Raw genomic sequence first — 14,176 nt, forward strand, 5'->3', positions numbered from 1 at the left:
GCGTCCTACGATGGGTCCATGGCAATAACGACGGGCGTCCGACTCACTCCCGGGATCATGGGCAGGCTACGGCTCGCTTCGCAGGGCCTGGTGGGACCAGGATTTGAGTCCGTCCCGGACGCTGTACGCATCATGACGGCGATGCAGGCCCAGGACCTGCCGGCTGCCCTCTGGGCCGTCGGCCAGCGGGTTCCGGGTTCCCGCGTCGATGATGTCCGCGGGGCGCTGGACCGGGCGGAGATCGTCCGCTCCTGGCCCATGCGCGGCACCCTGCACGTGCTGGCTCCCGAGGATTTGAAATGGATGCTGTCCATTACCTCGGACCGGCTGATCCGCGGCATGGCCGGACGTCACCGGGAGCTGGAAATTGATGCCCGGGATGTGGAAGCAAGCCGTGACGCAGCCTTGGACCTCGTCCAAGGTGGCAGATCGGCCACGCGCCAGGAGCTTTTCGCGGCCTTTGAGGCCGCGGGGCAGTCGACGGCGGGCCAGCGCGGCATCCACCTGCTAGGGATGCTCTGCCAGCGGGCCTGGCTGGTACAGGGACCGCTTGCGGGGAACCAGCAGCTGATCAAAGCGTTCGACGAGTGGATTCCAAAATCCCGCGAACTCGACCGTGCCGAAGGCCTTGCTGAGCTGCTGCTGCGGTACATGCTCAGCCACGGCCCGGCCACGGAGCGGGACTTCGCCTGGTGGTCGAGCACGCCGCTGACGGAGGTCCGCACCGCCCTGGCCCGGGTGAAGGACCAGTTGGTGGAGCTGGAGTTCGCGGGGGCCAGCTACTGGCTCTCGCCGGCCACCGCCGCGCTGCTGGACGACGGCGTGCCGGGGCAGCGAACGGTGCTTGCCCTGCCGGGGTTCGACGAGTTCCTGCTGGGCTACACGGACCGGTCCCTCGTGCTGCCGCCCGGGCATGCCGACAAGGTGGTCCCCGGCGGCAACGGGATGTTCAAGAAGACCATCGTCTCCGGCGGCCAGGTCATAGGCACGTGGGCGCGGGCGGCCGCAAGCAAGGCGGCCACGGGCCGGGCTGCCGCCGCCGTGCCTGAACCGTTTGACATGGTTAACGGGCTGCGGCCTGCCGCCCAAAAGTCCTTTGAGCTGCAGGCCGCGAAGTACCTAAAATTCTTAGGCGGCTGAGAATCAGGGCATGCTTAGAGATTGCCGGTGGCGATGCGGAGCATGCGGCGCAGCGGCTCCGCAGCGCCCCACAGCAGCTGGTCGCCCACCGTGAACGCGCTGATGTATTCCGGGCCCATCTCCAGTTTGCGGATGCGGCCCACCGGAATGTCCAGGGTGCCGGACGCCGCCACGGGGGTGAGCTCGGCCATCGAGGCTTCCTTGGTGTTCGGCACCACGCGGGCCCACTGGTTGTCCGCGTCCACGAGCTTCTCGATCTCGGCCACCGAGAGGTCCTCGCGCAGCTTGAACGTCAGGGCCTGGGAGTGCGAGCGCATCGCACCGATCCGGACGCACAGGCCGTCCATGATGACCCGGTTCCCGGCGGAGGTGCCAAGGATCTTATTCGTCTCCACCCCGGCTTTCCATTCCTCTTTGGACTGGCCGTTGCCGAGGTCCGCATCGATCCAGGGGATCAGGGAACCGGCCAGCGGGACGCCGAACTGCGTGGCGTCGATGCCGGCGCGCTGGTGCGCCAGGACCTTCCGGTCGATCTCCAGGATCGCCGACGCCGGGTCCTGCAGTTCCGTGTTCACCTCGGCGTTGACGCTGCCGAACTGGTTTAGCAGCTCACGCATGTGGCGCGCCCCGCCGCCGGAGGCCGCCTGGTACGTCATGGACGTGCCCCACTCGACGAGGTCGTTCTTGAACAGCCCGCCCAGTCCCATCAGCATGCAGGACACGGTGCAGTTGCCGCCGATGTAGTCCTTCACCCCGCCGGAGAGGCCGGAGTCGATCACGTCCCGGTTGATGGGGTCCAACACGATGATGGAGTCCTCATTCATGCGCAGCGTGGAGGCGGCGTCGATCCAGAGGCCGTCCCAGCCGCGGCTGCGGAGCTCGCCGTGGACCTGTTTGGTGTAGTCCCCGCCCTGGGCGGTCACAATAATGGGCAGCTTCGCCAGCGTGTCGAGGTCGAACGCGTCCTCGAGCTTGCCGGCCGCGTCCGAGGCGGCACCGGCGATGGCCGGAGCGGCACCGCCCGCGTTCGAGGTGGAGAAGAAGACGGGGTTGATGGTGGCGAAGTCGCCCTCGTCCTGCATGCGCTGCATCAGGACGGAACCGACCATGCCACGCCAACCGACCAGGCCGACGGACGGTGTAGCTGCTGTAGTCATGGGCCCAGTTTAGACTTCACAGCCCGTCGGGCGCAGTCGGTTACGTCACGGGTTTTATTCCCCGCGCGGCTCTTCCAACAGCGCCGCCTTGCGCCGGCGCAGCGCAAAGACCGCCCCGAAAGTGAAAACCTGGGTGACCACCACCAGCACGATCGCACCCAGGATCTTGTTGCCGCCCAGGATCATGGTCAGTCCCACGATGGCCGAGAGCAGCGCGAGCAGGGGCAGGAGCATGTACCCCAGGACAAAGAGTGTCTCCGGTTTGCGCAGCATTACTTGGGCTCCGTCCGGCGCCACAGCGTGATCCGGTAGCGGGTGCCGTTGGCGGAGGTCAGCCAGCCGGTGGCCGGGAGGCTGGCGGAGGCGGTCCAGTCATAGCCGAGTTCGGGAGCGAAGGTGTCCCCCTCGGCGGTGGTGTCGATGGTGGTCACGACGGCGACGTCTGCAAGGTCCAGCGCCTGGGCAAAGATCTCGCCGCCGCCAATGATCCAGACCGTCTCATGGCCGGGCACGAACTGGGATTCGAGCAAAGCGTCATCGAGCGACGCGACCGCGACGGCGCCTGCCGCGCCGGGGGTGTCGCGCCAGGCGGCCTGGCGGGTGATCACGATGTTCGTCCGGTCGGGCAGCGGGCGGTACTTGTCCGGGAAGGACTCCCAGGTCTTGCGTCCCATGATGACCGGGTGCCCGGAGGTGAGGCTGCTGAAATGCCTCATATCCTCGGGCAGGTGCCACGGCATGGCGCCTGCCTGGCCAATCACCCCGGTGCTGGTCTGGGCCCAGACCAGCCCCAGGCCAGTGGTGGAGGCGCGGAGTTGTTCGGTGAAATCGCCGGGCTGCACGCCCGGGGTGGCTTCGTGGCTCATACGGCTATCGGGGCCTTAATCGTCGGATGGTGCTGGTAGCCGACCACCTCAAAGTCCTCGAGGGTGTAGTCGAAGATGGAGTCCGGCTTGCGGGTGATGTTCAGCTGGGGGTAGTCGTAGGGCTCGCGGGCGAGCTGCTTGAGGACCTGGTCCATGTGGTTGTCATAGATGTGGACATCCCCGCCTGTCCAGACGAATTCGCCCGGTTCCAGGCCGGTCTGCTGCGCGATCATGCGGGTGAGCAGGGCGTAGGACGCGATGTTGAAGGGCACGCCCAGGAAGGTGTCCGCCGAGCGCTGGTACAGCTGGCAGGAGAGCTTGCCGTCGGCCACGTAGAACTGGAAAAACGCGTGACACGGAGGCAGCGCCATGTCCTTGAGCTCGGAGACGTTCCACGCCGAGACGATGTGCCGCCGCGAGTCCGGGTTCGACTTCAGGTTCTCGATGAGTTCGGCGATCTGGTTGATGTGGCCGCCGTCGGGCGTGGGCCAGGAACGCCACTGGACCCCGTAAACGGGACCGAGTTCGCCGTCGGCGTCGGCCCATTCGTCCCAGATGGTGACGCCCTGGTCCTGCATCCACTTGACGTTCGTGTCGCCGCGGAGGAACCAGAGCAGCTCCACGGCCACGGACTTGAAGTGCACCCGCTTGGTGGTGATGAGCGGGAAGCTCTTGCTCAGGTCAAAGCGGAGCTGGCGGCCAAAAACGCTAAGGGTGCCGGTTCCGGTGCGGTCTGATTTGTGCGTGCCGTGCTCGAGGACGTCGCGCAGGAGGTCTTCATAGGGCGTAGGAATGCTCACGGTTCCAGTCTACTGAGAACTCGCCGGCTCCCTTATTCGTGTGACCATGCCTGTCTCGCCCGGAGGATCTCCAGCAGGGCGGCGTCGTCCAGCCCGGCTCTGCGGCCTTCCGCAATGTAGCGGTCGACGGCGGCGATCACCTCCGCAGTCGCAGCCCCTTGCCCGTTGCCGTCCGGACGGGCCGGCGGGACAGGCGCCCCCGCGACCACCGTGCCGTTGCGCCGCCGGGTTTCGGTCAGTCCTGCCAGTTCGAGTTCCTTGTAGGCCCGCGCCACTGTCCCGGCCGCTAAACCTAAGTCCGACGCAAGGCTGCGGACTGTCGGCAGCCGGGTTCCCGGTGCCAGCTTCCCGACGGTGATGAGGGAGGCGATCTGCGCCCGGATCTGCTCGAAGGGGGGAACGGGGGATCGGAGGTTGACGGAGATCCCTGCGTTCACGTGGCGGGCTCCTTATCCGGCCGCCGGGCCTGAGCGGTCCGTCCCCGGGCCAACGTACGGACCGGGATGACGGCGATGGCCAGGGCCGCGGCGCCCAGGACGGAGCCTGCCAGGGTTGCCGGCCACCACGTTGCGGCTGCCGGATTGACGGTCCCGAACGCGTCCGGCCCGAACACTGCCGCCCACGCCTGGCTCTGGGTCAGCAGCAGCGCTGCCGCCTGGGCTGTGAGGGTGGCCGCGAGGGTCCGCACGGTCCGGTGGAGGGTGATCGCGCGCAGGGCAGCGTCCAGGCCGCGCGGGGCATCACGCACACCGTGGCGGAACCGGGCCGTGAGGAACGCCGGCAGTGAGGCAGCGCACGCCCCGGCCGTAAGCAGCCCGGCCGGCACCCAGACCGGGCCTTCGGCGAGGCGCGCCTGCCCCGCCGCGGTAACACTCAGCACGGCAAGGAAGGTCAGCAGTGCCAGGACAGTCGTGGTCAGCAGGGCCGGGCTGACCGGTTGCCGCGGCCAGCCGCGCGGCGCTTCGGGATTTCCGTAGTTGCGCTGCAACAGGGACTCCCCGCCGGCAATAACGAGCAGTACGGAAGCGGCCGTGAGCGTCACGACGCCCGCAAGGACGTAACTGTCGGCAGCCATGAGGACCGGAGAGAGGAACGCGCCGGCGACCAGCGGAACAGCCGCTGCCAGCCCCAGCAGCGACCCGAGGGACGAGACCAGCCTGGCGGCCGGGTGCTGGCGGCCGGTGGCGACCCCCGATTCAGGCCGGTTCCGGACACCCAGACCGGCGGCCGCGAGCCGAGGCGGCCGCCACCACCACATGACGAGGAGGACCACGGTGGCCGCGAGGCCGGCGAAGTTCGACCACGACGTCAGCCCCTGCGCGGGGTCGGGAGGGGCCGCGAAGTTCCCCGCGATGACCGCCAGCCCGGCAGCCACCGTGGACACTGTGCGCAGCAGCCGGTTCATCGCGATGGTCCGCAGTACAGCGTTGTCGGCGGCGTCGAGGGACTCCAGTTGGCGGCGGCGGGCGATCAGCCACAAAACCAGCCACGTCCCGCCGGCCAGCACCAGCAGGGCGCCGCCAAGCCAGGCGGCCTCTTCCGGTCCGGGGATGCGGCCGTCGCCGCCGCCGTTGTAGTAGTTGCCGCCGTTATCGTAGTCGTCCTGGCCGTCGCTGACCGTGCTGGGAGCCACGGCCGCGAATCCGGGAAGCGCGGCGGTCCGGGCGATGGCCGCGGCGGCCGAGACAAAGATCGCAGCAGTGGTCAGTGCCAGCCTGCGGGGCAGGAAGTCCCTGATGCGCCGCACGGACAGCACGGCCTCCCGCCGCATTCGCCGCGGACCCGGGTAACTGACCTGGCCCAATGCGTGCACGGTCAGGCAGCCCAAGACCGGCCATGCCAGGGCCGGGACGATCGCCTCGGCGCTCACCATGGGGACGGCCGCTGACGGATTGGCAGGGATGATGCCAAGGGTCATGGCGCCCTGGAGCGAGCTGGCCAGCCAGCCGATCACACCCACCCACAGCCCGTGTTCGGACACGCTCTGCGGCGACGTTCCGGCCCCGGGCGGCCAGATCACCCACCGCAGCACGGCGTAGACGAGCAGCGCCACGATTGCCGGGCCCAGCAGGAGCAGCGGCGGCAGGTAGAACAGGACCGGCATGGAATCCCCCAAGATTCAGCAGTAATGTACCAACCTATTGATACAAACTAGGCTATTGATACAAACTAGGCTCGGGGGGCCCGAGGGTCAAGGACCTCAGTCGTCGAACGGTTTGAACCGCTCCACCGCAACCACTTTGTTCTTGCTGCCGCGCGCCACATGGCAGACCACGATCTCGCCCGGTGCCAGGTATGGATCCGAGGACGGCAGCAGATCCCGCAGGCGGGAGTTCATGTGCTTGGCGAGTTGCTTCAGGACGGTCGGCAGTGCCGGGCGGTGCGTGCACACGGCCACGGCGCGCTGCTTGTCGAACAGCGCCTCGACGACGGCGGCCGTCTTCTGCGGGCTGCGCCCGTGCCGGTGCTCGGTGAGGGCCTCGTTGAGCTTCACCTTAGCGTCCGCCGCCTTGGCGTACGGTGCGATGGTGGCCACGCACCGCAGCCACGGACTTGAGACGATCCGGGCGGGCTTCCACGCGTGCAGGAGCCGCCCCACCGCCTGCGCCTGCCGCATGCCGGTAGCGGCCAGCGGGCGGTCGCCCTCGGCCTTGGACCACGACGAGCGGGGTTTGGCCTTCGCGTGGCGCACGATCAGCAGCGGCCAGGTCTGCAGTTCCCCGCGGTCGTGGGCGTTCACGAGGTGCTGGAGCGGCTCGATGTCGCTCGGGTTGCTCAGGAGGCGGGCTGCCTTCTCGGGCGGGCACCACATGACGCTGTCGACTTCACTGCCGTCCGGCAACAAGGCAGCGCCGTCGACGTCGACCGCCCAGTAATGGACCACCTTCAGCCCGGCCGCCACATGGTAGTGGATGGGCGGAAGCGGGATACCCAGGGGAGCGGTGAGCCCGATCTCCTCCTCCACCTCGCGGACGGCGCACTCCGGGATGGTCTCACCGGGGTCGATCTTGCCCTTGGGCCAGGACCAGTCGTCATACCGCGGGCGGTGAATCAGTAGGACCTCAAGCTGGTCCTGGGTTGCCGAATTGAGACGCCAGGGGATGGCGCCCGCGGCCGTGACGGCAATCTCTTCGCCCGGCTGGTCAGCCTGGTCCACAACCAGTGCATCGCTGCTCACACTCACGATCCCTACCGCAGGCTGGTGGAGCGCTGGCGGGACCGGGAAGCGAGCAGCCAGGACTGGACGTCCTTGAGGTTCTGGCCGTCTTCTGCCAGGTGGTGGCGGGTCCATTCGCCCTGCCTGTCCAAATGCCAGCTGGCGGTTTCCGGATCCATGTAGCGGTTGAGCAGATCCAGGACATAGGTCGTGTCGTCGCCGCTCGTCAGCTGCACGAGGGCCTCCACCCGGCGGTCGAGGTTGCGGTGCATCATGTCGGCAGAGCCGATGTAGACCACCGGGTCGCCGGCATTGGCGAAGGCGAAGACGCGGGAGTGCTCCAGGAAGCGGCCCAGCACGGAGCGGACAGTGATGTTCTCGCTCAGGCCGGGAACGCCGGGCCGCAGGGAGCAGATGCCGCGGACAATGACGTCCACCTGCACCCCCGCCTGGGACGCGCGGTACAGGGAATCGATGATGGCCTCGTCCACCATCGAGTTCACCTTGATCTGGACGCGGGCGGCGATGCCGGCGCGGGCGTTCCTGATCTCGGTTTCGATCCTGTCGATCAGCCCGGACCGGACCGAGCGCGGCGCGACGAGCAGCCGCTTGAACGTGGACTTCGGCGCGTAGCCGGAGAGCTGGTTGAACAGCTTGGAGAGGTCTTCGCCCACCTGTTCGTTCGCCGTCAGGAGGCCCAAGTCCTCGTAGTAGCGGGCCGTGCGCGGGTGGTAGTTGCCGGTGCCGATGTGGCAATAGCGGCGCAGCCCGTCCACTTCCTGGCGGACCACAAGGGAAAGCTTGCAGTGGGTCTTCAGGCCAACGATGCCGTACACCACATGGACGCCGGCCTGTTCCAGTTTCCGGGCCCAGGAGATGTTGGCCTGCTCGTCAAAGCGGGCCTTGATCTCCACGAGGGCCAGGACCTGCTTGCCGGCCTCGGCGGCATCGATCAGGGCATCGACAATCGGGGAGTCCCCCGAGGTGCGGTACAGGGTCTGCTTGATGGCCTGGACTTTGGGGTCCGCGGCCGCCTGTTCCAGGAACGCCTGGACGGACGTGGAGAACGAGTCGTACGGGTGGTGCAGGAGGATATCCCGCCGCCGCATGGCGGCAAAGACGTTGGCCGCCTTGGAGGTTTCCGATTCGTTGAGGTACCGCGAGGTGTGCGGGACGTGCTTGGGGTAGTGCAGGTCCGCCCGGTCGATCCCGGCAATCACCGAGAGTCCGCGGAGGTCCAGCGGCGCCGGAACGGAGTAGACCTCGGATTCCTCGACGCCGAGCTCGCGGATCAGCAGGGCCCGGATGTTCGGGTTGATGTCATTGGTGACCTCCAGCCGGACCGGTGGGCCGAACCGGCGGCGCAGGAGTTCCTTCTCCAGCGCCTGCAGGAGGTTCTCGGCGTCGTCCTCTTCGACCTCGACGTCCTCGTTGCGGGTCACGCGGAAGATGTGGTGCTCCAGGACTTCCATGCCTGCGAACAGCTGGTCCAGGTGCACGGCGATGACTTCTTCGAGCGCAATGAACCGTGCCACACGCCCGGGGACGGAGCCGGCGCGGGCGCCGTCGATGGAGATCAGGCGCGGGAGCTGGTCAGGGACCTTGACACGGGCGAAAAGTTCCTTGTCGCTGACCGGGTTGCGGACTACCACGGCGAGGTTCAGGGACAGCCCGGAGATGTAGGGGAACGGGTGCGCCGGATCCACGGCCAGCGGCGTCAGGATCGGGAAGACCTTTTCCGCGAACATGGCACTGAGCTGGTCCTTGGCCTGGGAGTCGAGTTCCTCCCAGTGCATGAGGTGGATGTGCTCGTACGCCAGGGCGGGACGGATCTGTTCGGCGTAGACCCGTGCGTGGCGCTGCTGGAGCCGGTGGGCTTCCTCGCCGATCTGCTCCAAAACCTGCATGGGGCTCAGCCCGGCGGGGGAGGGGACCGCGAGGCCCGTCGCGATGCGTCGCTTCAGCCCGGCTACCCGGACCATGAAGAACTCGTCCAGGTTCGAAGCGAAGATGGACAGGAAGCTGACCCGCTCCAGCAGGTACAGGTTGGGGTCTTCGGCCAGTTCCAGGACCCTGGCGTTGAAGGCGAGCCAGCTAAGCTCCCGGTCCAGGAACCGGTCGGGGCGGATGTCGCCCTCCGGTTCCAGGTTCGGCGCGAACTCCGGAATGTCGATCCGGTCCTGGGTGGCGCGTGAGGCCGGCACTTCGGAGGAGCCAAAGCGCGCACGTACCGGACGCGCCCGCTTTTCCGGCGTTGCTGGTTCAGACGTGGATGTCCGGGCAGTATCCCGTGGCATAGGGTCTCCTCAATGCTGGCGCGATGTAGCTTCAACCTTACAAGCAATCACGGCCAGATGACCCCAGATTGCGGCCCGGGCCGGGCGGTCATCCGCCGACTTGACTAACGCCGTCCCGCGCGGGGGTGACGGCCGGTGATTGCTGCTGCGGCAGCGGCGCGTACATGACGTCGACATCCCAGCGCGTGAATCCGAGCCGGCGGTAGAGGGCCACGGCGGGCGCGTTGTCGGCATCGACGTAGAGCATGACGGCGCGGAGCCCGAGGTCCTGCAGATGCCTGATGCCGGCGACTGTGAGGGCCTTGCCCAGTCCGGAGCCCTGGGCATCCGGGGTCACGCCCACCACATAGACCTCCCCGATCGCGGGGTGATCGCCGTGCCGGGGATGGACCTTGGTCCAGTGGAACCCCAGGAGCCGGTCGGCCGCGTCCACGGCCAGCAGGAAGCCGGCGGGATCAAACCAGGGTTCGGCCATCCGGGCGTCCAGATCGGCGCGCGTCATGTTGCCCTGCTCCGGGTGGTGGGCGAAGGCGGCCTTGTTTGCGGCCAGCCAGGCGTCCTCGTCCCGGCCGGGCACGAAGGTGCGGACCTGTACGCCCTCCGGGAGTCGAATTTCCGGCAGGGCCGCCGATGCTGTCATCAGCCGCATTTTCCACAGCTCGCGGACGGCGCCGTAGCCATAGCGCGCCGCGAGGTCCGCCGCGGCCTCGTGGTTTCCGTGGGACCAGGCTTTGAGGCCCGCAAAGCCGCGGACGTTCTTCAGTTCGCGCACCAGGCGGTCGCCCACGCCCTGGTTGCGGTAGCTGGGGTGGACGGCGATCTCAAGGATCCCGGTGCCGTCGGGCTCCTCGATGACGACGGCGACGCCGGCGAGGTCCTGCGCCGTCGCGGGATCCAGCTTGTCGTCCGGGGCGTAGAGGGCCAGGGCCAAGACCGAATGCTCGCCCGCGTCGGCGGCGCGGAGGGTGACAAGGGTCTGTTCGGACAGCGGCGGATTGCCGTCGGACTCCTCGGCCGCGGCGACAAGGGCGGCGACGTCCCGCAGCAGCTTGCGGTCTACGGTTCCTTTGACAGCAAGCACGGGCCAGTTTTCCGGGTGCGCAGGGCTCATTGTGCAAGGCTATCGGGTTGGTGCAAGGTATCGGGTGTCTGGTCACCAGCGGCCGATTTTGTCGATCTCCGGACGGCTGTGTATAGTCGTTATCTCGTCCGGCGTTGCGCCAGATGCGAGGGGGATCCACCACTGGGGTGGCCTCGATACGTTCGACCCGTATGTCCTCCACCGAGAATGTTTGACCCGTACACCACGAAGGCCCCGGACTCTGGATTCCAGAGTCCGGGGCCTTCTGCGTTAACTGCTTCTGTGTTTTGGGGTTATGCGGCCGTGGTGCGCTCAGGCCTCGGTGAGTTCGTCCTCTGGCTGGCGGACCAGGGTCAGGCGGTAACCGACGTTGCGGACGGTGCTGATCAGGTTCTCATGGTCGGCGCCCAGTTTGGCGCGCAGCCGCCGGACATGGACGTCCACGGTGCGGGTGCCGCCGTAGTAGTCGTAGCCCCAGACTTCGGTCAGCAGCTGCTGGCGGGTGAACACCCGGCCGGGGTGCTGGGCCAGGTACTTCAGCAGTTCAAATTCCTTGAAGGTCAGGTTGAGCGCGGCGCCGTTGACCCGGGCGGTGTAGCTGGCCTCGTCAATGACGACGCCGGCGGCCCGGATTTCGGTCGGCACGTCCTCTTTGTCCGGCACGGCGCGCGCGACGCCGAGGCGGATCCTGGCTTCGACTTCGGCCGGGCCCGCGGATTCAAGGAGGATGTCGTCCACGGCCCACGCCGAGGAGACGGCGGCCATGCCGCCTTCGGTGAGGATCAGCATCAAAGGAGCGCTAAGGCCTGTGGCCTTGAGCAGTTGAGTGAGGGAGCGTGCGCCGACCAGATCTTTGCGGGCGTCCAGCAGGACGATGTCGCAGGGGTCGGTCTCAAGCAGCGCAGTGGGTTCCGCCGGCAGGATATGCACCCGGTGGTTCAGCAGTTCCAGAGCAGGCAGGACGTCCACTGATGTTCCGGTGCTGTTCGTCAATAGCAGGATGTGCGACATTGTTCCTCCAAGGGGTGTCCGCGCATCATTGGGCGTCGTGTTGCTGATCCCGAGTATACCTAAAGGCCGCATTCCGGCCATGGTCCCGTCACCTCCGGTCACTGCTTTTGCGACACATATCGTTCACATAAGGCAGGATTGAACAGTCAGGGCCCGCGGCCCGTTGAAATTGAGCCGAGTCGAATTGGGGTCCGCAGTGAGCGAAGGTACGAACCATGGTGGGTCTGCCGATGGCGAGTAGACAATGAAGCCGCGGAGCGTCGGGATCATCGGCCTGGCCGGCCTCGCAGCTATTGTTGCCGGCGCCTACGCCTCGCCTGGGGTCCTCCTGGCCGTCTCGGTCCTCTTCGCCGTCGGCATTGGTGTCGGCTGGCCCTACTTTCTTGGCATTCCCGCGAAGAAGACTCTCGCAGCCTTGATTGGCCTGCCGGGCGTGGGGTCGGCGGTGGCTGCGACCTTTCTCCCTGCTCCCGGCTTCCTGGACTGGACGCCGTCGTTCATGGCGGTCGGGGTCATGGCGATCTTCGTCATGCAGCTGATCCGGGGCACCGGGCAGGCCCAGCGCCTCGAATCCACCTTGGGCTCGTGTTCGGGTGTCCTGCTGTCCTGCCTGGGCGCAGGCTGGATAGCGAGCTCGCGCTTCAACGGCGTCCGCGAAATGATCCTCGTCGCAGCCGTCAGCGCGGCCATCGCCCTGCTGGCGGGGCTGATCCGCTGGCCTGACCGGATCGTGGCGCCGCTGGGCATCGTGGCCGCGGGGCTCGCCGGGCCGCTGGCCGGCCTGGTGTTCTCAGACATTGCCGTGCTGCCAGCCGCCCTCGCCGGCGTCGTCGTGGGCGCTGTTCTGGTGAGTTTCCGGCGCCTCGTCATCCTCAGCGGCGAGAGCCTGAACGTTTTGGCGGCTGTGGGCATGGGGCTGGGGCCGGTGTCGGCGGTCGGTTCCCTGGCCTACTTCATAGACAAACTACTCATCTTCTAAGGGTTAGGATGGCATCATGTCCGTACTTGCATATGAGATTTTTTTCCTTGTCCTGCTTGGCGTGGCCAGCCTGTCCATGGCGTGGTTTGCCGGCTTTGTCGTGTATCGCCTCTTCAAAGGCCAGAAGTAACACGTTCCAGACCCCGTAGCTTCCAGAGGTAGATGCTGTGCCGATTGAAATCCCTACTGATCTGACCCCCGAAATCGTTCCGCTGTCCTGGCTCATTGGTGAGTGGGAGGGCCGCGGCCGGCTGGGGGCCGGGGACGAGGACTCCGAGCACTTCCTGCAGCACGTGTCGTTTACGCACAACGGCCTGCCATACCTGCAGTACCGCGCCGAGAGCTGGCTGACCGACGACGAAGGCACCAAGCTGCGTCCCCTGACCGTCGAGACAGGCTTCTGGGCACTCGAGCGCAAGCAGCGCGAGGAGGACGGCGGCCCCGGCCTGATCCCGGCGGACATCGTCCCGGTGCTGAGGAGCGCCGACGAGGTCGAGGCTCTGCGCAACAGCGACGGCGGCTTCGACATCTCGGTCTCCATCGCCCACCCCGGTGGGATCTCTGAGTTGTACTACGGCCAGATCAAGGGACCCCAGATCCAGCTCAGCACCGACATGGTGATGCGCGGCAGCCACTCCAAGGAGTACACGGCGGCCACCCGGATCTTCGGGCTGGTGGAAGGGAACCTTCTGTGGCGCTGGGACGTGGCCACAGGCAAGAATTCGGCGTCCGGCGGCGGCCTGGAAGCCCACGCATCGGCCATCCTCGCCAAAGTAGGCTAAAGGCGCGGTCTCACTGATTTTTCCGTTGTCAGCATCGACCCAGGAGAAAAGCCGTGAGCGACGAAGTCACCAGCACAGCCCCCAACACAGCCCCCAACCGCGACGCCGGTGACACCAGCTACGCCGACCTCAAAGCCGTCTACTTCAACGGCACCCTCAAGAAGTCCCCGGACGAGTCCAACACCCAGGGCTTGATCGAGGTCCCCCGCCGGATCATGGAAAAGCAGGGCGTCACCACCCGCGTGATCCGCACCGTGGACCACGACATCGCCAGCGGCGTCTATCCGGACATGCGCGAACACGGCTGGGCCACCGATGAATGGCCGGAACTCTACCCGGCCGTCCAGGAAGCGGACATCGTCGTCGTCGCCGGGCCAATCTGGCTGGGGGACAACTCCTCGCAGACCAAGAAACTCATCGAGCGCCTCTACGCCCACTCCGGGCAGCTGAACGCGAAGGGCCAGTGGGCCTTTTATCCGAAAGTGGGCGGCTGCCTCATCACAGGCAACGAGGACGGGATCAAGCATTGCGCCATGAACGTTCTGTACAGCCTCCAGCACATCGGCTTCACCATCCCACCGCAAGCCGACGCCGGGTGGATCGGCCCGGTAGGGCCCGGACCCAGCTATCTCGACGAGGGTTCCGGCGGTCCGGAGAGCGATTTCACCAACCGCAACACCACCTTCATGACCTGGAACATGCTGCACCTGGCACGGACGCTCAAGGACGCCGGCGGCATTCCCGCCTACGGAAACCTCCCCGACGCCTGGAAAGCCGGCACCCGCTTCGACTTTGAAAATCCGGAATACCGCTAGGCCCGGCCCCACGGTCAGACCAGCCCCCGGCCGGCCCCGGCATTCCATGCCGGGGCCGGAATACGCGCAGAGCTAAGGACGTTCCTCTCAA

General features: G+C 66.9%; 14 protein-coding genes. 4 read left to right on the top strand and 10 right to left on the bottom strand.

Annotated elements, in window-relative coordinates; translation table 11 throughout:
- Nucleotides 1–18 precede the first annotated feature (18 nt).
- Entirely contained in the window at nt 19–1,140 is a 1,122-nt protein-coding gene (locus AC1DEM_RS00400; RefSeq protein WP_476882609.1) for a winged helix DNA-binding domain-containing protein, read from the top strand.
- Between the two features lie 14 nt (nt 1,141–1,154).
- Here the strand turns inward: AC1DEM_RS00400 and asd are convergent, their stop codons facing one another.
- From asd to AC1DEM_RS00450, 10 genes are all read right to left on the bottom strand, one after another.
- Nucleotides 1,155–2,297, bottom strand: a complete 1,143-nt coding sequence (asd, locus tag AC1DEM_RS00405) for an aspartate-semialdehyde dehydrogenase (protein WP_476882610.1) — start codon at nt 2,295–2,297, stop codon at nt 1,155–1,157.
- A gap of 54 nt (nt 2,298–2,351) precedes the next feature.
- Nucleotides 2,352–2,570: an NF038396 family protein gene (locus tag AC1DEM_RS00410; protein WP_090575192.1), complete on the bottom strand. Its 219-nt coding sequence runs from the start codon at nt 2,568–2,570 to the stop codon at nt 2,352–2,354.
- Entirely contained in the window at nt 2,570–3,163 is a 594-nt protein-coding gene (locus AC1DEM_RS00415) for a dihydrofolate reductase (protein WP_476882611.1), read from the bottom strand. Before AC1DEM_RS00415 ends, AC1DEM_RS00410 begins: the two co-directional genes overlap by 1 nt.
- On the bottom strand, nt 3,160–3,963 hold the full coding sequence (locus tag AC1DEM_RS00420) for a thymidylate synthase (RefSeq protein WP_476882612.1): 804 nt from the start codon (nt 3,961–3,963) through the stop codon (nt 3,160–3,162). The genes AC1DEM_RS00415 and AC1DEM_RS00420 overlap by 4 nt, the downstream gene beginning before the upstream one ends.
- Nucleotides 3,964–3,995: 32 nt before the next feature.
- Nucleotides 3,996–4,400, bottom strand: a complete 405-nt coding sequence (locus AC1DEM_RS00425) for a GntR family transcriptional regulator (RefSeq protein WP_476882613.1) — start codon at nt 4,398–4,400, stop codon at nt 3,996–3,998.
- Nucleotides 4,397–6,067, bottom strand: a complete 1,671-nt coding sequence (locus AC1DEM_RS00430; protein ID WP_476882614.1) for a hypothetical protein — start codon at nt 6,065–6,067, stop codon at nt 4,397–4,399. Before AC1DEM_RS00430 ends, AC1DEM_RS00425 begins: the two co-directional genes overlap by 4 nt.
- A 96-nt stretch (nt 6,068–6,163) precedes the next feature.
- The gene (locus AC1DEM_RS00435) at nt 6,164–7,141 is read right to left on the bottom strand and encodes an NUDIX hydrolase (RefSeq protein ID WP_476882615.1); all 978 of its coding nucleotides are present in this window, start codon (nt 7,139–7,141) and stop codon (nt 6,164–6,166) included.
- A gap of 11 nt (nt 7,142–7,152) precedes the next feature.
- Complete coding sequence (locus AC1DEM_RS00440) at nt 7,153–9,417, bottom strand: RNA degradosome polyphosphate kinase (protein ID WP_476882616.1); 2,265 nt, start codon at nt 9,415–9,417, stop codon at nt 7,153–7,155.
- An 88-nt stretch (nt 9,418–9,505) separates the two neighbouring features.
- Nucleotides 9,506–10,528, bottom strand: a complete 1,023-nt coding sequence (gene mshD, locus AC1DEM_RS00445; protein WP_476882617.1) for a mycothiol synthase — start codon at nt 10,526–10,528, stop codon at nt 9,506–9,508.
- A gap of 282 nt (nt 10,529–10,810) precedes the next feature.
- Nucleotides 10,811–11,509 carry a winged helix-turn-helix transcriptional regulator gene (locus tag AC1DEM_RS00450; protein ID WP_277526303.1) on the bottom strand — a complete coding sequence of 233 codons (699 nt, stop codon included), beginning with the start codon at nt 11,507–11,509 and terminating at the stop codon, nt 10,811–10,813.
- Nucleotides 11,510–11,753: 244 nt separating this feature from the next.
- On the opposite strand from AC1DEM_RS00450, the gene AC1DEM_RS00455 reads away from it, so the two are divergent.
- The 3 genes from AC1DEM_RS00455 to AC1DEM_RS00465 all read left to right on the top strand — a co-directional run bounded on the left by AC1DEM_RS00455 (nt 11,754) and on the right by AC1DEM_RS00465 (nt 14,085).
- Complete coding sequence (locus AC1DEM_RS00455) at nt 11,754–12,488, top strand: permease (protein ID WP_476882618.1); 735 nt, start codon at nt 11,754–11,756, stop codon at nt 12,486–12,488.
- A gap of 167 nt (nt 12,489–12,655) precedes the next feature.
- Nucleotides 12,656–13,270 carry a nitrobindin family protein gene (locus AC1DEM_RS00460; protein ID WP_277526301.1) on the top strand — a complete coding sequence of 205 codons (615 nt, stop codon included), beginning with the start codon at nt 12,656–12,658 and terminating at the stop codon, nt 13,268–13,270.
- A 53-nt stretch (nt 13,271–13,323) separates the two neighbouring features.
- Entirely contained in the window at nt 13,324–14,085 is a 762-nt protein-coding gene (locus tag AC1DEM_RS00465) for a flavodoxin family protein (protein ID WP_476882619.1), read from the top strand.
- Nucleotides 14,086–14,176: the final 91 nt, after the last annotated feature.

Source organism: Arthrobacter sp. 05T420, assembly GCF_056396305.1.